This is a genomic window from Bacillus sp. lyk4-R2A-2 (assembly GCF_030209735.1).
Taxonomy (GTDB): Bacteria; Bacillota; Bacilli; order Bacillales; family Bacillaceae; genus Bacillus; species Bacillus pumilus.
Window position 1 is genome coordinate 742,597 of the sequence record NZ_JARVRK010000005.1, and the last position, 21,560, is coordinate 764,156.

11 protein-coding genes and 3 pseudogenes are annotated in these 21,560 nt (G+C 44.5%); 9 read left to right on the top strand and 5 right to left on the bottom strand.

The window, feature by feature from the left end; translation table 11 throughout:
- Positions 1 to 43 precede the first annotated feature (43 nt).
- The 3 genes from QRN39_RS10800 to gltC form a co-directional block, all read right to left on the bottom strand.
- Positions 44 to 1,873 carry an ABC transporter ATP-binding protein gene (locus QRN39_RS10800; protein ID WP_284907245.1) on the bottom strand — a complete coding sequence of 610 codons (1,830 nt, stop codon included), beginning with the start codon at positions 1,871 to 1,873 and terminating at the stop codon, positions 44 to 46.
- Complete coding sequence (locus QRN39_RS10805) at positions 1,870 to 3,603, bottom strand: ABC transporter ATP-binding protein (RefSeq protein WP_284907247.1); 1,734 nt, start codon at positions 3,601 to 3,603, stop codon at positions 1,870 to 1,872. Before QRN39_RS10805 ends, QRN39_RS10800 begins: the two co-directional genes overlap by 4 nt.
- 94 nt (positions 3,604 to 3,697) lie before the next feature.
- Positions 3,698 to 4,600, bottom strand: a complete 903-nt coding sequence (gltC, locus tag QRN39_RS10810) for a glutamate biosynthesis transcriptional regulator GltC (protein ID WP_050943953.1) — start codon at positions 4,598 to 4,600, stop codon at positions 3,698 to 3,700.
- Positions 4,601 to 4,753: 153 nt separating this feature from the next.
- On the opposite strand from gltC, the gene gltB reads away from it, so the two are divergent.
- From gltB to QRN39_RS10850, 8 genes and pseudogenes are all read left to right on the top strand, one after another.
- A complete protein-coding gene (gltB, locus tag QRN39_RS10815) occupies positions 4,754 to 9,325 on the top strand; it encodes a glutamate synthase large subunit (protein WP_284907248.1) in 4,572 nt (1,523 codons plus the stop codon).
- 16 nt (positions 9,326 to 9,341) lie between these two features.
- The gene (gene gltD, locus QRN39_RS10820) at positions 9,342 to 10,826 is read left to right on the top strand and encodes a glutamate synthase small subunit (RefSeq protein ID WP_106032542.1); all 1,485 of its coding nucleotides are present in this window, start codon (positions 9,342 to 9,344) and stop codon (positions 10,824 to 10,826) included.
- 281 nt (positions 10,827 to 11,107) lie between these two features.
- A complete protein-coding gene (locus tag QRN39_RS10825) occupies positions 11,108 to 11,809 on the top strand; it encodes a DUF421 domain-containing protein (protein WP_170966009.1) in 702 nt (233 codons plus the stop codon).
- 92 nt (positions 11,810 to 11,901) lie between these two features.
- Complete coding sequence (locus QRN39_RS10830) at positions 11,902 to 12,882, top strand: pectinesterase family protein (RefSeq protein WP_284907249.1); 981 nt, start codon at positions 11,902 to 11,904, stop codon at positions 12,880 to 12,882.
- Between the two features lie 127 nt (positions 12,883 to 13,009).
- Complete coding sequence (gene dacB / locus QRN39_RS10835; protein ID WP_226805284.1) at positions 13,010 to 14,494, top strand: D-alanyl-D-alanine carboxypeptidase/D-alanyl-D-alanine endopeptidase; 1,485 nt, start codon at positions 13,010 to 13,012, stop codon at positions 14,492 to 14,494.
- Between the two features lie 19 nt (positions 14,495 to 14,513).
- Entirely contained in the window at positions 14,514 to 15,881 is a 1,368-nt protein-coding gene (locus QRN39_RS10840) for an MATE family efflux transporter (protein ID WP_003215779.1), read from the top strand.
- 64 nt (positions 15,882 to 15,945) lie between these two features.
- Positions 15,946 to 16,506 (top strand): CatB-related O-acetyltransferase, encoded by a 561-nt coding sequence (locus QRN39_RS10845; RefSeq protein ID WP_212046019.1) that lies wholly within the window; start codon positions 15,946 to 15,948, stop codon positions 16,504 to 16,506.
- A gap of 71 nt (positions 16,507 to 16,577) precedes the next feature.
- Positions 16,578 to 16,784 (top strand): annotated as a pseudogene (locus tag QRN39_RS10850) (transposase); the annotation flags it as partial.
- A 94-nt stretch (positions 16,785 to 16,878) separates the two neighbouring features.
- Here QRN39_RS10850 and QRN39_RS10855 read toward each other — a convergent pair.
- Positions 16,879 to 20,463 (bottom strand): beta strand repeat-containing protein, encoded by a 3,585-nt coding sequence (locus QRN39_RS10855; protein WP_284907251.1) that lies wholly within the window; start codon positions 20,461 to 20,463, stop codon positions 16,879 to 16,881.
- Between the two features lie 90 nt (positions 20,464 to 20,553).
- Here QRN39_RS10855 and QRN39_RS10860 point away from each other — a divergent pair.
- A pseudogene (locus QRN39_RS10860) lies at positions 20,554 to 20,733 on the top strand (LLM class flavin-dependent oxidoreductase); the annotation flags it as partial.
- 102 nt (positions 20,734 to 20,835) lie between these two features.
- Here QRN39_RS10860 and QRN39_RS10865 read toward each other — a convergent pair.
- Positions 20,836 to 21,560, bottom strand: a pseudogene (locus tag QRN39_RS10865) (collagen-like triple helix repeat-containing protein); the annotation flags it as partial.

Here is a 21,560-nt window from a genome sequence, read left to right on the forward strand (position 1 = left end):
AAAAGGATAGACCGCATGGATGCGTGTCTATCCTTTTTTATATTTAACCCACTTGATTCTCCGTAAATTGGCTCATATATAAGTCTGCATAGAAGCCATTTTGTTTTAAGAGTTCGGTGTGCGTTCCTTTTTCAATGATGGTGCCATCTTTCATGACTAGAATAACGTCGGCATCCTTGATCGTCGACAGTCTGTGTGCAATAACGAAGCTCGTTCTGCCTTTCATCAACTCATTCATCGCCTTTTGAATGTGCATCTCTGTTCGTGTATCCACACTGCTCGTTGCTTCATCTAGTATTAAGATCTTTGGATCAGATAAAATTGCACGGGCGATGGTTAATAGCTGGCGCTGACCTTGGGACAGATTGCCGGCATCTTCTGTTAAGAGTGTGTCATATCCGTTTGGAAGCGTGCGGATGAAGTCGTCAGCATAAGCATGTTTGGCGGCTTTGATGACATCCTCTTTTGAGACGTTCTGCCTGCCATAGGCAATATTGTCGTGAATCGTCCCTTCAAAAAGCCACGTATCCTGAAGAACCATCGCAAATAAGTCGCGTACTTGCTGACGGCTGAGATCAGTTGTTTTGACGCCGCCGATGCGGATAGAGCCTTGATCTAATTCATAGAAACGCATTAAAAGATTGATGATGGTTGTTTTTCCAGCGCCTGTTGGCCCAACAATCGCAACCGTTTGTCCTTCGTTGACATCTAAACTCAAATCTTTAATAATCGGATGGTCTTTTTCATATCCAAATTGAACTTGTTCAAAGCTCACATTGCCTGAAAGTGATTCAAGATCAATTGCTGCATCTTCCTCGGCACTTTCTTCTTTCTCATCCAGGATTTCAAACACCCTTTCAGCAGAAGCAATCGCTGATTGAACCAAGTTGGCGACGCTTGAAGCTTGCACGAGCGGCTGAGACATTTGCTGCGTGTATTGAATAAACGCCTGCACATCACCGACACGAATATTCCCGTTAATCACAAGAATCCCGCCGGCTACACTGACTGCCACATAGCCAAGGTTCCCGATAAACGTCATCAATGGCATCATTAATCCGGATATGAACTGCGCTTTTCTTGATGATTCATACAGCTGTTCGTTTAATTGATCAAATGTATCGATCGCTTTCTTTTCGTAGCCATACGCACGAACCGTTTGATGCCCTGTGAACATTTCATTAATATGTCCATTGATCATTCCTAGCTCTTTTTGCTGCGCTTTAAAATGCTTTTGAGAAAATGACGTAATACCGCGAATCGCAAACAGGCTGAGCGGCAGTGTTAAACAAACAAGCAAGGTCAGCAGCGGACTAATCAAGAGCATCATGACGACAATCCCAATGACCGTGATGACAGATGTAATCACTTGGGTGAGTGCCTGCTGAAGCGAAGTATTAATATTATCAATATCATTCATCACACGGCTCAGCGTGTCCCCATGGGTTGTTTTATCAAAATACCGAAGGGGGAGACGTGTGAGCTTGTCATTTGCTTCTTGCCGTAATTCAGCAATGGTCTGTTGGGAGACACCCGCCATGACATATTGCTGAACGAATGAAAAGAGAGCAGCAACGACGTATAGCACGACAAGCAGCCATAAGATTCGTGAAATGACATCAAATTGTACAGCTGTTCCTTGTGTAAAGCTGTCAAACAGGGAAGAGGTGGCATCCCCGAGTAGCTTTGGACTAATGACGTTAAAGACGGTTGAACCGACTGCTGCAATGAAGACAATGATCAATTGAATCTTCCTTGGTTTTAAATAGCCAATCAAACGAAGCAGTGTTTTCTTAAATTCCTTTGGTTTTGCGACAGGTCCTCTAGGGTGACCGCCTTTATGGCCCATGCCGGAAGACATTTTTTTACTCATCCTCGCTCCACCTCCTGACCTTCCTGTGATGCAACAATCTCTTGATAGACAAGGTTCTCCTTCAGTAATTGTTCATGTGTTCCGATACCTGCGATTTTCCCATCATCTAGTACGATGATTTTATCACTATGCTTCACTGTGCTGATTCTTTGCGCCACAATGATGAGGGCTGCATGCGCTTTTTCAGCTTCTAAAGATGCCCGAAGCTTCGCATCTGTTTTGTAATCAAGTGCTGAAAAACTATCGTCAAACAGATAGAATGACGGCTTTCTCACTAGCGCTCTTGCAATAGAAAGACGCTGCTTTTGACCGCCAGATAGATTCGATCCACCCTGGTCAATTTCCGCATCGATGCCTCCATCTTTTTGCAAAACAAATTCTTCTGCCTGCGCCGTTCGCAGCGCCTGCCAGACGTCTTCATCGCTTGCATTCTGCCTGCCGAAGCGCACATTATCGGCAATGGTTCCGCTAAATAAAACCGCTTTTTGAGAAACATAGCCCATCTGGCCTCTTAGTTTCTCCTGAGGCAGCTCTCTAATGTCTACACCATCTAGTGTAATCCGGCCTTCAGTTGCTTCGTAAAAGCGCGTCATTAGCTGGAGAAGAGTGGTTTTCCCTGAACCTGTACTTCCAATAATAGCTGTCGTTTCGCCAGTTTTGGCTTCGAACGAAATGTTTTGAACTGCCGGCTTTTCAGCATTTGAGTAGTAAAATGACACATCCTCAAAGCGAATGGATTGTGCTGGCGCGCGCAGGTCAGGAACCGTTCCTTCATTGTCTTGAATTTTCGGTTCAATGTTTAACACTTCGTTCATCCGTTTAGCTGATGCTTGTGCTCTTGGGACCATAATAAAGCTCATTGACAGCATAATCAGTGCCATCAAAATCATCATCGCATATTGGATAAAGGCAATGAGGTTCCCTACTTCCATCTCTCCGGCATCAATTCGGTTTGCACCTAGCCAGACAATGCCGATATTCGTGAAGTTCATGATAATCAGCATAAATGGAAACAAGTAAGCCATTAAACGGTTGACTCTAAGGCCGGTATCCTTGTAGGATGTGTTGGCTTCTTGAAAACGCTCCTTTTCATCATCTACTCGGTTAAAAGCACGAATGACCCGGATGCCTGAAAGAGATTCTCGCATAATTAAATTCAGCCGGTCTGTTTTTTTCTGAAGCTGGCCAAAGAGCGGAATGGCTTTTCTCGACACCAAATAGATAAATCCGCCAAGAAGGGGAAGTGCTGCTAAAAAGATGAGAGACAGGACAGCATCGCGTGATACAGCTAAAATAATTCCGCCGACAAGCATAAGCGGGGCTCTCGTCATCATTTGTAAAATCATGATCGTGACATCTTGGACTTGTTTTACATCATTTGTTGATCTTGTAATAAAGGAAGACGTTCCGATCTTTTGAAATTCTTCTAATGAAAATTGTTCGACATGCACAAATAGCTGTCTTCTCATATCACGCCCGAAGCCAAGTGCAGTCTTTGATGACAAGTAGGACTTCCAGATCGTGAGTAAGATGGCAAGTAAAGAACAGGCCACCATCCAGCCGCCAACCTTCCATATGTAAGCAATATCTCCTTGGACGATCCCGACATCGACGATATCTGCCGTAAGCGTCGGTAAATACAGCTGGAGCATACTGCTTAAAAAGGTGAGGATCACAATGGACACAACGGACAGCCGATACGGCTTTAAAAACGATAAAATTGATTTCATACGAATACCTTTCTTCCATATAGTGTGTTGTTCTGTAACTCATCATATACAAAGAGGGATTATTTCCACAAATGAAATGTCTTGTTTTAATGAATTATTTATATTGTTCAATTTTAGAAAAGAAATCCTTCACAAACACATAAAAATCATGAGCAGAAGGAGACATTTCTCGTGATTTAGAAGCAATAATTCCAACCGTTCTTCTCACTTGCGGAAAATCGATTGGAATTTTCACTGTAAAGCGCGGTGTGGTTTCATAAAAGGCGCTTTCGGGTAATAAGGTAACGCCCATACCCGCCGATACGAGACCTTTAATGGCGTCTAAATCTTCACCTTCTGATGAAATGGTTGGCTCATAACCTGCCTGCTTACAAGCATCAACCGCAATTTGTCTCAGGACATATCCTTCCGGAAATAACACGAAATGATCCTTTCTTAAATCACTTAAATGAATACTCCTTTGTCCGCTAAAGGGGTGGCTGACAGGCAGCAAGGCATAAATGCTTTCTGAAAACAAAATATGTCCTTCTATTTGAGGATCGTTTGTCGGTACGGGTCCTAAAAAGGCGAGATCAATATCTCGATTTTTTACAGCTTCAATGAGAAATTTATAGGATCCTTGACGAAGTAAAAAATCGACCTCTGGGTATTCCTGTTTAAAGGCGGAAATGACAGAAGGTAGCACTTGGCTTGCTAGGCTAGTAGGAAAGCCGATATTGACGGTTCCTTTGTGTGGATCTAAATATTCATCAATTTGTTCTTTCGCATAATCAATGGCTTTTAGAGCCGTTCTGACATGATCTAAAAATTGTCTGCCGATCTTCGTTAATTTGATATTTCGTCCTTCTCGTTCGAATAAGGCCACTCCAAGCTCTTCTTCTAAATTCGCAATCTGCCGGCTGATCGCAGATTGGGCAACATGTAAGTTTTCAGCCGCTTCTGACACGTGTTCACGGTCTGCGACTTCTACAAAATAACGTAACTGACGAAGCTCCATTTTTACACTTCACACCCATCTATCTCAAAAAGAGATTGTTTTCATCTAAATTATATATTGTTTATATTAATTTGAAAACTTAAAATAAGTTACAGAGTTTGTGAGATTTTATTACTGTGAAAAAACGGATCTTTTAAACGGGGGAGAGAAACGATGACTTATAATCAACTACCACAACCACAAGGTCTCTACCGTCCTGAATTTGAACATGATGCATGTGGGATCGGACTGTACGCTCATTTAAAAGGGGAAGCGACACACAGCATCGTCAAAAAGGGATTACAAATGCTGTGCCAGCTTGATCACCGCGGCGGGCAAGGCAGTGATCCGTATACAGGTGATGGTGCCGGCTTAATGGTACAACTACCAGACGCTTTCTTTAGAAAAAGCTGCAAAGACTTTGCACTTCCTGAAAAGGGCCGTTACGGGGTAGGAATGGTCTTCTTTTCAAAAGAGGATGACGAGAAAACGCGCCAAGCCATCGAGCAAAAAATCAACGGGTTCATTAAACAAGAAGGTCAAACATTAATTGGCTGGAGAACAGTTCCTATTGATGCCGGGAAAATTGGTACTGTCGCAGCGAAGAGCTGTCCGGTTGTGAGGCAAGTCTTTATCGGGGCAAATGACAAGATCATAGATCGTTTGTCATTTGAAAGAAAATTATATGTCATTCGTAAGCAGGCTGAGAACTGGGGGACAGCAGAGGAAAAGCAATTTTACTTTGTCAGCCTGTCGAGTCAAACCATTGTATACAAGGGGCTTTTAACATCAGATCAAGTCGATGCTTTTTATCTTGATCTTCAGGATGAAACATTTGTTTCTGCATTTTCACTTGTTCATTCACGATTTAGTACAAATACATTTCCTACATGGGAAAGAGCCCATCCAAACCGCTATTTGATTCACAACGGTGAAATCAACACATTAAGAGGAAACATCAATTGGATGAGAGCAAGAGAACAACAATTCGTATCTGAAGCTTTCGGGGACGATTTAGACAAGATTTTGCCAGTGCTGAATGCAGACGGAAGTGATTCATCCATTCTAGACAATGCCTTTGAATTCTTTGTGCTTGCAGGCCGAACACCTGCTCATACAGCGATGATGCTGATTCCAGAGCCATGGACTGAAAACACGCACATGTCGAAAGAAAAACGGGCATTTTATGAATACCATAGTTCTCTTATGGAGCCGTGGGATGGGCCAACAGCTATTTCCTTTACTGATGGTAAACAAATCGGAGCCATCTTAGACCGAAACGGATTAAGACCGGCAAGATACTATGTTACAAATGATGATCATATCATTTTCTCTTCTGAGGTCGGTGTGATCGACACAAATGAAGAGGATGTGAAGTATAAAGATCGTCTTGAGCCAGGTAAAATGCTTTTAATTGATTTAGAAGAAGGGCGAATTATTTCTGACGAAGAAGTGAAATCGACGATTGCGAATGAACTTCCTTATCAAAAATGGCTTGATGAAGAAATGGTGCACGTCAATCGCTCGGAAGAAAATTCAGAAAATTCTAGTATAATGGATGATTTATTGACGCGCCAGCGTGCCTTCCATTATACGTACGAGGACATTCAAAAGTATTTGATTCCTTTACTAGAAGAAGGCAAGGACCCAATCGGTTCAATGGGAAGCGACACTCCGCTTGCTGTGTTATCAGATCGTGCGCAGTCTCTGTTTTCTTACTTCAAGCAGCTGTTTGCACAAGTGACGAACCCGCCGATTGACGCCATTCGTGAGCAGCTTGTGACATCTACGATGACGTGGTTAGGTGCTGAAGGAGATATTTTACATCCGAATGAATATTCATGCCGACGAATTAAACTGTATACACCCGTCTTAACAAGCGGGCAGTTTAACGGTTTGAGAACAATTGTTCATAATGCCTTTAAAAGTAAAACGATTCATACTCTTTTTACCGATGATTTAAAGCGCGGGCTGGATGCGATGTTTGAAGAGGCGGAAAAAGCGATCCGCGAAGGTGTATCTTTATTAATTCTTTCCGATCGTGAAATGACGGAAGAAAAAGTGCCGATTCCACCACTTCTAGCGCTAAGTGCACTGCATCAGCATCTTGTGCGTCAAGGCTTACGGACAAAGGTGAGTCTGATCGTTGAATCTGGAGAAGTCAGAGAGGTTCATCATTTTGCCGCACTGATTGGCTACGGAGCAGATGCGATCCATCCTTATCTTGTGTATGAAACGTACAAACAGCTGATTGCAGAAGAAGCGATCTCTTTCAGCTTTGATGAAGCAGTCACAAAGTTTGGTAAAAGCGTAACCGAAGGTGTCGTCAAAGTCATGTCTAAAGTGGGAATCTCCACTGTGCAAAGCTATAGAGGAGCCCAAATCTTTGAAGCCGTTGGTATTAGTGAAGACGTCATTCAGGCGTATTTCACGGGAACAGCTTCTCAGCTTGGCGGGATTGACCTTGAGACCATTGCACATGAAGCAAAACTTCGTCATGAAGCAGGGTATCAGGCAGCGACTGACCAAACACTCGAATCAGGAAGTGACTTCCAGTGGAGAAAAAATGGTGAGCACCATGCCTTTAATCCAAAAACGATCCATACGCTTCAGTGGGCATGTCGCAATGAAGATTACGATCTATTTAAGCAATATACAAAGGCAGCGGACGAAGAAAGAATCGGCTTCCTTCGAAATTTATTTGCTTTCCAGCCAAAACAAAAACCAGTTCGTTTGGAAGACGTTGAATCTGCTAAATCCATCGTGCGCCGATTCAAGACAGGCGCCATGTCATTTGGGTCTTTAAGTAAAGAAGCGCACGAAGCACTTGCGATTGCCATGAACCGAATTGGCGGTAAAAGTAACAGCGGAGAAGGCGGAGAAGATCCTGCACGCTTTACAGTTGATGAACGCGGCGATGATCGCAGAAGTGCGATTAAACAAATTGCTTCTGGCCGCTTTGGCGTAAAGAGTCATTATTTGGTCAATGCGGATGAACTGCAAATTAAAATGGCACAAGGGGCAAAGCCTGGAGAAGGCGGACAGCTGCCAGGAAATAAAGTATACCCTTGGGTCGCCGATGTACGCGGATCTACACCAGGCGTCGGATTGATTTCACCACCGCCGCATCATGATATTTATTCCATCGAGGATTTAGCGCAGCTGATCCATGATTTGAAAAACGCGAACCGTGATGCCCGCATCAGCGTCAAGCTTGTGTCTAAAGCAGGCGTTGGTACGATTGCAGCAGGTGTTGCAAAAGGAACGGCGGATGTCATTGTGATCAGTGGATACGATGGCGGCACAGGAGCTTCGCCGAAAACGAGTATTAAACACACAGGACTTCCTTGGGAGCTCGGTTTGGCAGAGGCGCATCAAACCCTTGTGTTAAACGGCCTTCGCGAGAGAGTCGTTCTTGAAACGGACGGAAAGTTAATGACTGGTCGCGACGTTGTCATGGCTGCGATATTAGGAGCAGAAGAATATGGCTTTGCGACAGCTCCACTTGTCGTATTGGGCTGCGTGATGATGAGAGCATGTCATTTAGATACTTGCCCAGTCGGCGTCGCTACACAGAATCCAGAGCTTCGTAAAAAATTCATGGGGAACCCTGACCATATTGTGAATTTCATGATGTTTATTGCAGAGGAAGTAAGAGAAATCTTAGCGGAGCTCGGCTTTACATCAATGGATGAATTAATTGGACGCACGGATGTTCTAGGAGTTAGCGAACGAGCAAAAGCTCACTGGAAAGCAGGCCAGCTAGACCTTGAAACACTGCTTTATCAGCCAGAAGGAGCTCGTACATTCAGAACACCGCAAAATCATAAAATTGATAAATCACTGGATATGAATGAAATCCTCCCTTATGTACAGGAAGCGTTGAATCATCAAACACCGGTTGATCTATCATTGAATATTCGCAATATCAATCGTGTGGCCGGAACCATCACTGGAAGTGAAGTGTCTAAACGCTACGGGGAAGAAGGCTTGCCAGAGGATACGATCACACTAAGGTTCACTGGTTCCGCAGGACAAAGCTTCGGCGCATTTGTGCCAAAGGGCATGTCTCTCTATTTAACAGGTGATTCAAATGACTATATCGGCAAAGGACTCTCTGGAGGCAAAATTGCGGTCAAAACATCTGATCACTTTGTACAAAATGGACATGAAAACGTCATTGTTGGAAACGTCGCATTCTACGGAGCGACAAGTGGAAAAGCCTATATTAACGGGCGTGCAGGTGAGCGCTTTGCCGTTCGTAATTCAGGCGTGCAGGTGGTTGTTGAAGGAATCGGTGATCACGGCTGTGAATACATGACTGGCGGACGTGTCGTCATTTTAGGAGACGTCGGAAAGAACTTCGGCGCAGGAATGTCTGGCGGCGTAGCTTATGTCCATACATCCGATGCGAAACAGTTCAAAAGAATGTGCAACATGGAAATGATCATGTTTGAAAAACTCACAGATCACGATGAAGAGCAAGAAGTGAAACAGCTGATTCAAGAGCACCTTCACTATACAAACAGCGCAAAAGCTTCGGCACTTTTAGAAAACTGGGCGCAAGAAAAGGATCAATTCATCAAGGTCATTCCGAGAAATTACAAAATGATGCTTCAAAGCATTGAAGAACAAAAGCAAGCGGGCCTTAGTCATGAGGAAGCGGTCATGTATGCCTTTGAAGCAAACACAAAACCGAAAAATCAAGAAACGGCAAACGGGCAAAAAGCAGCCCTCGCTCATTAAGAAAGGGGAGAGGACAATGGGCAAAGCAACAGGTTTTATGGATTATAAAAGAGAAAAGCCAAATGAACGTGACCCTCTCACTCGTCAGAATGACTGGAAAGAATATTCAGCTCCTTATACAGATGACGTATTGAAGAAGCAGGGCGCTAGATGTATGGATTGCGGCACACCGTTTTGTCAAATTGGGATGGAGATCAAAGGCGGCGTGTCAGGCTGCCCGATCTACAATTTAATTCCAGAATGGAACGACCTTGTGTATCGAGGCAGATGGAAAGAAGCGCTCGAAAGACTGCAAAAAACAAATAATTTCCCTGAATTTACTGGGAGAGTGTGTCCAGCGCCTTGCGAAGGGTCATGTACAGTCGCCATCAATGATCCAGCTGTTTCGATTAAAAATATCGAACGCACCATCATTGATAAAGGCTTTGAAAATGGATGGATCACACCGAGAATTCCTTCAAGCCGTACAGGCAAGAAGATTGCCATTGTCGGCTCAGGACCAGCAGGACTTGCAAGTGCTGATCAATTAAACCAAGCAGGCCACGCCGTCACAGTGTTCGAACGGTCTGATCGCCTTGGCGGACTGCTGACATACGGCATTCCAAACATGAAGCTGGACAAAGAAGTAGTGGAACGAAGAGTCAAACTGCTAAGACAAGAAGGCATTGATTTTGTAACGAACACAGAAATTGGCGTCGATGTCACTGCCGATGAACTGAAAGAGCAGTTTGATGCGGTCATCCTTTGTACAGGTGCACAAAAGCAGCGTGACCTGTTGATTGAAGGCCGGGAAGCTAAAGGGATTCACCTAGCGATGGATTATTTGACCCTCGCAACAAAAAGCATGCTGGATTCAGGATTTAAAGACAAAAACTTCATTGATGCAAAAGGAAAAGACGTGATTGTCATTGGCGGGGGAGATACAGGTGCAGATTGCGTTGCAACTGCACTTCGCCAAAAAGCAAAAAGTGTTGTTCAGTTCGGGAAGCATCCGAAGCTTCCGGATACACGTGTAGGGGATAACATGTGGCCTGAACAGCCTTACGTCTTCTCACTCGATTATGCTTATGAAGAAGCACAAGCAAAATTCGGGGAAGATCCGCGTCAATATTCCATTCAAACCACAAAAATTGTGGCAGACAAAAATGGAAAATTAAAAGAGCTTCATACGATTCAAATGGAAAAGGTGAAAAACGAACAAGGGAAGTTTGAATTTCATGAGATTCCAGGGACAGAAAAGGTATGGCCGGCTCAGCTAGTCTTTATTGCAATTGGTTTTGAGGGAACTGAACAGCCACTCGTGAAACACTTTGGCGTGGACAGCAAAAACAATCGCATTGACGCAACGTATGGGGAGTATACAACAAATGTAGAAGGCGTATTTGCAGCGGGAGATGCAAGACGCGGGCAAAGCTTGATTGTCTGGGCAATTAATGAAGGCAGACAAGTGGCGCACGAGGTAGACCGTTATTTAATGGGGAGTTCGGTTCTGCCAAAATAGGTCAAACAAAGGGTGTTTATGATATAGAAAAGCCATGATCCAATAGTGATCATGGCTTTTTATGATTCAGATATGGTTTGATTTACTATCACTTTTTTCCGCTCTAGGCAGTGAGCTGATTTGAAAATCCATCTTTCATGAGGTGACATTCAAGCACCAGATCATGGATGCGTCAAAGTATATGACTCATTGCTTGAGGTAGACGACGTTTTACTTTGTAAACGGTTTAGATCCTTCCTTTCATGTGCATGCTGTAGGTAAATGCACTTTGAAAGGAAGGTATGTTTGTGCCATTTTTTAATATTTTGATTGAACTGTTTATCGGATTTTTTGCCTTATTTTCTATAATAAAATTATTAGGGAAAACACAATTTGCACAAATCACGCCGTTTGATTTTATTTCTGCACTGATTTTAGGCGAAATGGTCGGAAACGCCATTTTCGACCCAGAAGTCAAGATTCAGCACATTTTGTTTGCTGTTGCGGTATGGGGCGTTCTTCTCTATACAGTTGAATGGTTTTCACAGCGCTTTAAAGGTATTCGAGCCTTTTTAGAAGGAAGACCGACACTTGTCATTGATCAAGGGAAGATTCACTACAAACGTTTAAAGAAAAATATGCTGGATCTCAATCAGCTGCAGACACTGATTCGCGCGAAGGGTCATTTTGCTTTGAATGAAATTGAATATGCCATTTTGGAAACAGACGGCTCGGTAAGCGTTCTTCCGAAAATGAAATACGCAACAGCCACCGCAGAAGATGTGAACGTGAAGGGAAAAGAAGTCAAATTACCTAGAACGTTTATTATTGACGGTGAAATTTTAAAAAAAGATTTACAAGAAGCTGGCTTTGATGAAACATGGCTGAGTGAGCAATTAAAAAAGCAGCACATTTCTTCCTATCGAGACGTTCTATTTTGTGAATGGATTGAAAATGAAGGGATTTATGCAATGAAATATGAAAAGTCTAAAAAACATCCATAACATCTATAAGTGGGTGTTTTTTTGTGCGTGTCATGAATAGGATCAAAAAGAATGTTTGATTGAAAACGTTCACAAAGAGGAGGAGATGTACGATGAAGTATGGAAAGGTATGGCTTGTAGTCGTCTTGTTTTTATTACTATTGAACTCAGCTTCACTTCAAGCAGCCGGACATCAGAATCAAACAAATCGCGTCCTTGTGGTCGATCAAAAGGGAAATGGCTCGTTTCGAACCATTCAATCTGCCATTGATGCGATTCCAGTGAACAATCAACAGCGCGTAACGATCTATATTAAAAATGGTGTGTATAAAGAAAAAATCCTGCTTCCGCAAAATAAACCTTACGTGTCCTTTATCGGGGAAGACCAATACAAGACGATTCTGACGTATCATGATACAAATGCAAGCACTGGTAGCACAACAAATAGCTCAAGCACAATGATTCGTGCGAACGACTTTTACGCAGAAAATATCACCTTTCAAAATACGGCCGGCAGACATGCTGGTCAGGCGGTTGCACTGTACGTGTCCGGCGACCGGGCTGCGTTTAAACAAATACGAGTTTTAGGGTATCAAGATACACTTTATGCAACAGGTACAGGCCGGCAATATTATGAAAACTGCTATATCGAAGGCACGGTCGATTTTATTTTTGGATCAGCCACAGCCGTGTTTAAAAGAGCTGAAATAAAAAGTCTTGGAAATGGGTATATTACTGCAGCATCCACAACAGAAGCGCAAAAGTATGGATATGTATTCATCGATTCTACGCTCAAAAAGGGGACGGCTGCTGCTCAATCGGTATATTTAGGACGCCCGTGGCGGCCTCATTCTGCTGTGACATTCCTCTATACAAATATGGATGATCATATTAAGGCAGAGGGTTGGCATAACTGGGATAACCGTGATAACGAAAGAACAGCAAGATATAAAGAATATGGATCGACAGGAGCAGGAAGCAACGCAGCAACCCGCGTAAAATGGTCCAGTATTTTATCGAAAAACGAAGCAAGTCAAATCACAGTGCAAGCTGTTCTTAGCGGAACCGATGGCTGGAATCCAGAAAAAAGGTAAAGAGCTTGTCAGTTTTCGTCAAAGAAAGCTGACTTTTCTGTTTAAAAAACCTTTGAGAACAAACGTTCTTTTGTGTATAATGAACATATTCTTCTAAAATTGGCTGCGACTAAAAAGGAGGGATTGCGTGAAGCGTTTTTCACAGATCTTGTTTTTACACATATGTATCCTGTCGATTTTATTTCTCCCTTTTTCAGCAAAAGATGATCAACTTACAGCTCGTGACGACTCACTGCCGTGGGTGACAGCTTTAGATGAATTTATACGAACAGCACCTGATTTAGAGGGCGCGATCTCTGGCATCAGCGTCCGCGATACTTCTGACTCCTCTCTTCTTTATGAACATCAAGCCGATATTCGTCTTACTCCTGCTTCTAATATGAAACTGCTCACATCAGCCATCGCCCTTGATATACTAGGAGAAACACACACATTCCCGACAGACATCTGGATAGATGGTTCTATTCAAAAGAAAACGTTACATGGCAACCTGTATCTACGCGGTACCGGGGATCCGACTTTATTAGAAGAGGATTTTGCAGCACTTGCCAAACAAGTGAAAAAGGCCGGAATACATACAATTCGCGGACAGCTTGCGGCAGACGATACATGGTATGATGACACAAGATATTCGATTGATTTACCTTGGAGTGATGAGGATCAATATTACGGTGCACAAATCTCTGCTCTCACGGCTTCACCGAATCAAGATTATGATGCAGGAACCGTGATTCTCGAAGTAAAGCCAGGCAAAAAAGCTGGGCAAAAAGCAACCTATGACATGATTCCGAAGACTTCTGTCCCTCAAGTCATCAATCAAGTAAAAACCGTGCCAGAAGAAGGGAAAAAGAAGATTTCTTTTAAGCGCTCTCACGGCACCAACAAAATCACTTTAACTGGCACCATTCCGGTGAAAGCGAGTGTATCTAGACAATGGGTAGCATTATGGGAGCCATCCTCTTATGCGTTAGATTTAATGAAACGAGCGTTAAAGGCGGAAGGGATTCACGTAAAAGGACCGCTTAAAATAAAACAAGTTCCTAAAAAAGCCAAGAAAATTGCCACCCATTCATCGATGCCTTTATCAGAGCTCCTTGTTCCCATGATGAAACTCAGCAACAATACCCATGCAGAAATGTTGCTGAAGGAACTTGGAAAACAAGTGAAAAGCAAAGGGAGCTTTGAAGATGGACTGGATGTGATGAATGAACGGCTTCCTGCATTCGGCATCGATCCATCTCTTGCAGTGCTGCGAGATGGGTCAGGCATCTCACCTATTAACCTTGTTTCTGCCAACCAGTTCACGTTCTTTTTAACAAACATTCAAAAGGAAAAATGGTTTAAGACCTATGAACATGCGCTTCCGTTAGCAGGGGCAAGTGAACGAATGGTGGGAGGGACGTTAAGAAACAGGTTGAAAGAACCAGCTACACTAGAAAAAGTACGTGCAAAAACAGGTTCATTAACTACGGTCAGTACACTTTCTGGATATATTGACACAAAGAGTGGAAAGACGGTCGCTTTTTCCATTTTATTAAATCATCTTGTTGATGACGAGAAAGGGAAAGAGATAGAAGACCACATTGTTAGCATTTTAGCTGAGAATCTTTAGATAGAGAAGGAGAACCACCATGACGTTAGATAACAATCAATCTTTAGTAAAAACCATGTCCATTTTTCTCGTCCCGCTTTTGCTTAGCAATATTTTGCAATCAATCGGACAGCTTGTATCCATTGTCCTTGTCGGCAGATGGATTGGAGAGGATGCAGTAGCTGCCATTTCTGCATTCTTTCCGCTTTTCTTTTTACTCGTTTCTTTTTCCATCGGAATTGGATCGGGAAGTTCAATCCTTATTGGACAAGCGTATGGAGCAAAAAATGAACAAAGATTAAAAGAAATTATTGGCACAACGCTTTCATTCACTTTTTTGATCGGACTTTCTTTAGCAATCATTGGAGGTTTTTTTGCAACAGATATCTTAAATCTCATGGGAACACCTGCGAATATCGTGGAGGAAAGTGCGGCTTATGCCAGAATTCTATTCATCTCAATGCCGATCTTATTTCTTTATTTTGTTTACACGACTTTCCTGCGAGGGACAGGGGATTCAAAAACGCCTTTTTATTTCTTAATGATTAGTACGGCAACGAATATTTTGATGCTGCCGATTTTATTATTTGGCTGGCTGGGACTGCCGGCATTTGGTTTATACGGTGCTGCGTATGCTTCTGTGATTTCAACCATTGTGACGTTTATTATTCTACATATCTACTTATATAAAACAAAACACCCGCTTCGCATCGATGCATCGGTTAGAAAGCATTTATTGATGAAAGGGGATCTACTAAAAACATTATTAAAGCTCAGCATTCCATCGAGCATTAATATGATCCTTATTTCTTTATCAGAAATTGCTGTTATTTCCTTTGTCAATGATTATGGATCACAGGCGACTGCTGCCTATGGTGTTGTCAATCAAGTTGTGAGCTATGTGCAGATGCCGGCAGTAAGTCTTGGCATCGCGGTCTCGATCTTTGCAGCACAATTCATCGGCGCAGGGAATATCAACCGATTGAAAGATGTGATAAAAATCGGGTTAGGGCTCAATTTTGCCATAGGCGGATTCATTATTATCATTGTTTATCTCTTCGCACCGCAGATTTTATCTATCTTTTTAACAGATTCTAAGACGATTGACATTGCCTATAGCTTAGTTGTCATTACATTATGGAGCTATCTTATTTTTGGAACAGCCCAAATTGTTGCAGCCACGATGAGAGCAAGCGGAACAGTGCTATGGCCAACGATCTTTAGTATTTGTTCCATTTGGCTTGTAGAAGTACCAGTCGCTTATGTGCTATCGCACTACACAACCCTTGGCATCAAGGGCATCTGGATTGGCTATCCTGCGGCTTTTTTCGTGAACTTACTCCTTCAATACGGCTACTATCAGCTCGTATGGAAGAAAAAACAGATTGTAGCGCTAGTGCAGTCATAATGTAAAAGTGTGAAGCAGCATATACATACGAAGATCTATCACTTTTCAGGAGGTCTGATCTTCTATGTATTTGAATCAAAGAAGTGAACTGAGCGCGTACAATATCGGTGATTTTTCTTATGCCGGACCAGATTTCCAAGTGCTGACGTGGGGGGAAGGAACAACATTAAACATTGGAAAGTTTTGTTCCATCGCAAACGAAGTCAAAATTTTCCTTGGCGGTGAACACCGTACAGATTGGGCCACAACGTATCCGTTTAATCAAATTTTCAAGGAAGCTTCTCACATTAAAGGACATCCAAAGTCAAAAGGAGATGTCCACATAGGACACGATGTCTGGATTGGTTATGGAGCAACTATCATGTCAGGAGTATGTATAGGGAACGGAGCAGTGATTGGTGCAAATAGTGTCATCACAAAAGATGTGCCCCCATATGCGATTGCCGCAGGAAATCCGCAGCAGCTCATGAAATACCGGTTTTCATCTGAAATCATCGAAAAACTTCAGTTATTAGAATGGTGGAATTTAGAGTTTACCGTCATCCAATCTATTTTTCACCTCTTACAATCTGATGATATTGAACAATGTATAAATGTCATAGAAGACATAAAAAAGAAAGGCTGAAAAAGCCTTTCTCATGCTGTCGAGAAAATCTCGACAGCTTTATTTTTTCTTAGATATTTTCCATCTCTTTCCTTGAGAGCTGTACAAGATCGAAAAATCATCAAAAAGTGATCTCCAGACATGTATGGGAGAGGAACACAAGAAAAGATCAGACAAAATCGTCTGTCTGCCTCTGGAAAAGAGCTATATAAAAAAAGAAAAGAAAAATAGAGCGAAGCCTTGCAGATTCAAAACAACTGCATGGGCTTCGCTATTGCCGGTTGAGAGGAAAACAAAACGTGTGTGGGATGCCTTTTTTATTCAACCTAACGATTGTAGAAAAACATGAGTTTCTCTACAATCTGAAGGCTAAAGTAGCCCTTCTTTTTTTCGTTAACTGAGTCTTATGATTGTTAGGGATGCCCCGGTTGCACCTCCACCAATTAAAATAGCTGTTACAACTGCCCCAAACAATTGCAATGATATCGTATTTCCAGCAGTTAAATTCACAATCAATGTGTTACTGATAAATGTGGTTGAGACCACCGGTGATTGAATAGAACCTGGGATGACAGTGGCTCCATTAAGAAGTAGCCGTGCACTAACTAAAAGTGCAACTGTTGTATTAATTTGGTATGTGATATAGTATTTACCTGTTTGTTGTACAGTAAAAGTATCATTTGAACCATTCGGTGCAAATCCATTGATATTTTGATTACTTGGTAAAGCAATGTTCGTACCACCAAGAACAGTAATGATTGTAGGCCCCGTTGTATTTCCGGCATAAAGAGCCGTTTGAGTTGGACCAGTAGGCCCAGTGGCTCCAGTAGGCCCGGTATCTCCGGTTGCACCAGTAGCTCCAGTAGGACCGGTAGCTCCAGTAGGACCGGTAGCTCCAGTAGGACCAGTAACTCCCGTTGGACCAGTATCACCAGTCGCACCAGTAACTCCCGTTGGACCAGTATCACCAGTCGCACCAGTGGCTCCAGTAGGACCAGTATCTCCGGTTGCTCCAGTAGCTCCAGTAGGCCCGGTATCTCCAGTAGGGCCGGTATCTCCGGTTGCACCTGTTGGTCCAGTAGGCCCGGTATCTCCGGTTGCACCAGTGGCTCCCGTTGGACCAGTTGCACCAGTAGGGCCAGTATCTCCCGTTGGACCAGTGGCTCCAGTAGGACCAGTATCTCCGGTTACACCAGTGGCTCCAGTAGGACCGGTAACTCCAGTGGCACCAGTAACTCCAGTAGGACCAGTATCTCCGGTGGCTCCGGTTGCTCCAGTAGCTCCAGTAGGGCCGGTATCTCCAGTAGGCCCGGTATCACCAGTCGCACCAGTAACTCCAGTAGGGCCGGTATCTCCAGTCGCACCAGTGGCTCCGGTAGGACCAGTATCTCCGGTTACACCAGTGGCTCCAGTAGGACCGGTAACTCCAGTGGCACCAGTAACTCCAGTAGGCCCGGTATCTCCGGTTACACCTGTTGGTCCAGTAGGCCCGGTATCTCCAGTAGGACCGGTATCACCAGTGGCACCAGTAACTCCGGTTGCACCAGTAACTCCAGTAGGACCAGTATCTCCGGTTACACCTGTTGGTCCAGTAGGACCGGTATCTCCAGTCGCACCAGTAACTCCAGTAGGACCAGTATCTCCGGTTGCTCCAGTAGGCCCGGTATCTCCAGTCGCACCAGTCGCACCAGTAACTCCAGTAGGCCCGGTATCTCCAGTATCACCAGTCGCACCAGTAACTCCAGTAGGACCGGTATCTCCAGTAGGGCCGGTATCTCCGGTTGCACCTGTTGGTCCAGTAGGACCGGTATCTCCGGTTGCACCAGTGGCTCCCGTTGGACCAGTTGCACCAGTAGGGCCAGTATCTCCCGTTGGACCAGTGGCTCCAGTAGGACCAGTATCTCCGGTTACACCAGTGGCTCCAGTAGGACCGGTAACTCCAGTGGCACCAGTAACTCCAGTAGGACCAGTATCTCCGGTTGCTCCGGTTGCTCCAGTAGCTCCAGTAGGGCCGGTATCTCCGGTTGCACCAGTAGCTCCAGTAGGACCGGTAACTCCAGTGGCTCCCGTTGGACCAGTTGCACCAGTAGGGCCAGTATCTCCCGTTGGACCAGTGGCTCCGGTAAGACCAGTATCTCCGGTTACACCAGTGGCTCCAGTAGGACCGGTATCTCCAGTAGGACCAGTATCTCCGGTTGCTCCAGTAGGACCGGTAACTCCAGTGGCACCAGTAACTCCAGTAGGACCGGTATCTCCAGTAGGACCAGTATCTCCGGTTGCTCCAGTAGGACCGGTATCACCAGTCGCACCAGTAACTCCGGTTGCACCAGTAACTCCAGTAGGACCAGTATCTCCGGTTGCACCAGTAACTCCAGTAGGACCAGTAACTCCAGTAGGACCAGTATCTCCGGTTGCACCAGTAACTCCAGTAGGACCAGTATCTCCGGTTACACCTGTTGGTCCAGTAGGACCGGTATCTCCAGTGGCACCAGTAACTCCAGTAGGACCAGTATCTCCGGTTGCTCCAGTAGGCCCGGTATCTCCAGTAGGACCAGTATCACCAGTCGCACCAGTAACTCCAGTATCACCAGTAACTCCAGTAGGCCCGGTATCTCCAGTATCACCAGTCGCACCAGTAACTCCAGTAGGCCCAGTAACTCCAGTAGGACCAGTATCACCAGTCGCACCAGTAACTCCAGTAGGCCCGGTATCACCAGTAGCACCAGTAACTCCAGTAGGCCCGGTATCTCCAGTAGGACCAGTAACTCCAGTAGGCCCGGTATCACCAGTAGCACCAGTAACTCCAGTAGGCCCGGTATCTCCAGTCGCACCAGTGGCTCCAGTAGGACCAGTATCTCCGGTTGCTCCAGTATCTCCAGTAGGACCGGTATCTCCAGTGGCACCAGTAGCTCCAGTAGGCCCGGTATCTCCGGTTACACCTGTTGGTCCAGTGGCACCAGTAACTCCAGTAGGCCCGGTATCTCCGGTTACACCTGTTGGTCCAGTAGGCCCGGTATCTCCAGTGGCACCAGTGGCTCCAGTAGGGCCGGTAGCACCAGTGGCACCAGTAGCTCCAGTAGGCCCGGTAGCACCAGTCGCACCAGTAACTCCAGTAGGACCGGTATCTCCAGTATCACCAGTAACTCCAGTAGGGCCGGTAACTCCAGTGGCACCAGTAACTCCAGTATCACCAGTAACTCCAGTGGCACCAGTAGCTCCAGTAGGCCCGGTATCTCCAGTTGGACCAGTATCTCCGGTTGCACCAGTGGCTCCAGTAGGGCCGGTATCACCAGTAGCACCAGTAACTCCAGTAGGACCGGTGTCACCAGTAGCACCAGTAACTCCAGTAGGCCCGGTAGCTCCGGTTACACCTGTTGGTCCAGTTGGACCAGTAACTCCAGTAGGCCCGGTAGCTCCGGTTACACCTGTTGGTCCAGTTGGACCAGTATCACCAGTGGCACCAGTAACTCCAGTAGGCCCGGTAGCTCCGGTTGCACCAGTAGCTCCCGTTGGACCGGTAGCTCCAGTTGATCCTGCTGCAGCCAGTAATGTGTAGTCTAGGGAAGTATCTGGTGTACCTGTTGGTGGTGCAGTATTTACTACATACGTACTGCCATTAAAGGTCACTACTTGCCCTACTTGGTAAGTAGGGCTGATTACCGGATCAAACGCTTCAATACCTGTTAACCCTGCACCAGTAGCTCCGGTTGCACCAGTTGGACCAGTAACTCCAGTAGGACCGGTAGCTCCGGTGGCTCCAGTAGGACCTCTTTTTACAATTTTATTATTTGTTTTTTTCCGTCCTTTTGCTTTAGCACAAGTGCTGTGATGTTTAACAACTTTGTTCTTTTTACATTCTCGTTTAAGAAGAGGGCAGTCATCAAATAGAGGTCTATCGTGACGAGATTTTCTGTAATGAGGTTGCCAATCATGCTTTTTTCCGCAAAAGGGACATTTGTTGTCGTACTGATTATACAAATTCCCCCATCTCCTACAAGTTAATATTTTATTCTATGTGGAAATTTAAAAAGCGGAATTAAGTTAAATGATATTTTTATTTCGAAGTTTATCGAATCAAATTATTTAAAAGTTAAATTGTTTTATGTAAATTTATCCTCTGTGACAGAAGGCGGCACTATTAAGGTATCTTTTGAACATAGTATGGATTTAGCAAAAAAGGCGGAGAAGTGGGGTTATCATAGATACTGGCTGGCGGAACACCATAATATGGAAGGTGCTGCTTTCTCTATTATAAAATGGGGGAATGGAAACTTTAAGGAAAAAAATAAAGCTGTCGAGATTTTCTCGACAGCCTGAACGCATAAAGGCCAAAGCCTTTATGCGTTTTGTTTATACATATATTACAGCATTTGCAGCTCGAGTATCTGTGTTAACAGTTGTTATATTTGACTGTGCTGTAATAATGATATTAACAGTATATACATTATTACCCGTACTAGTTACAGTATCAACGTAAGTGGTGGAAACTACAAAGCTTTGTGCCCCTGCGCCTGATCCCGATCTAAAGAAAGGAACTTCTGTTAACAATGTTCCGTTTCTCCTTAATCGAGTATTTCCACTTATACTATAATTCGCTGTAGTGTTAGCTGTAACATTTGCTGATAGGTCAATCTTTACTCTTTGACCACTTGTTACAGGAACTGTAAAAGTGAGTAATGTTATTTCTGAATTCAACGGAGGAAATACTTGCTGCTGTGTTGCTGTTTGGTCAAAGAAAATTTGTGAGGTTGGTCCAGTGGCTCCGGTAGATCCGGTTGAACCAGTGATACCAGTGGCGCCAGTAGGACCAGTTGCACCCGTGATGCCTGTCGCCCCAGTAGGACCAGTTGCACCCGTGATGCCTGTCGCCCCAGTAGGACCAGTAGCACCCGTGATGCCTGTTGCCCCAGTAGGACCAGTAGCACCAGTAACTCCAGTAGGACCGGTAGGACCGGTATCTCCGGTTGCACCAGTGGCTCCGGTAGATCCGGTTGAACCAGTGATACCAGTCGCCCCAGTAGGACCAGTATCACCAGTCGCACCAGTGGCTCCAGTTGGACCAGTATCACCAGTAA

Excerpts from the sequence above, each read along its gene's own strand:
- QRN39_RS10800 (WP_284907245.1), bottom strand. The coding sequence starts at position 1,873 with ATGAGTAAAAAAATGTCTTCCGGCATGGGCCATAAAGGCGGTCACCCT.
- gltC (WP_050943953.1), bottom strand. The coding sequence starts at position 4,600 with ATGGAGCTTCGTCAGTTACGTTATTTTGTAGAAGTCGCAGACCGTGAA.
- QRN39_RS10845 (WP_212046019.1), top strand. The coding sequence starts at position 15,946 with ATGTATTTGAATCAAAGAAGTGAACTGAGCGCGTACAATATCGGTGAT.
- QRN39_RS10830 (WP_284907249.1), top strand. The coding sequence starts at position 11,902 with ATGAAGTATGGAAAGGTATGGCTTGTAGTCGTCTTGTTTTTATTACTA.
- gltB (WP_284907248.1), top strand. The coding sequence starts at position 4,754 with ATGACTTATAATCAACTACCACAACCACAAGGTCTCTACCGTCCTGAA.
- gltD (WP_106032542.1), top strand. The coding sequence starts at position 9,342 with ATGGGCAAAGCAACAGGTTTTATGGATTATAAAAGAGAAAAGCCAAAT.
- QRN39_RS10840 (WP_003215779.1), top strand. The coding sequence starts at position 14,514 with ATGACGTTAGATAACAATCAATCTTTAGTAAAAACCATGTCCATTTTT.
- QRN39_RS10805 (WP_284907247.1), bottom strand. The coding sequence starts at position 3,603 with ATGAAATCAATTTTATCGTTTTTAAAGCCGTATCGGCTGTCCGTTGTG.
- QRN39_RS10825 (WP_170966009.1), top strand. The coding sequence starts at position 11,108 with ATGTTTGTGCCATTTTTTAATATTTTGATTGAACTGTTTATCGGATTT.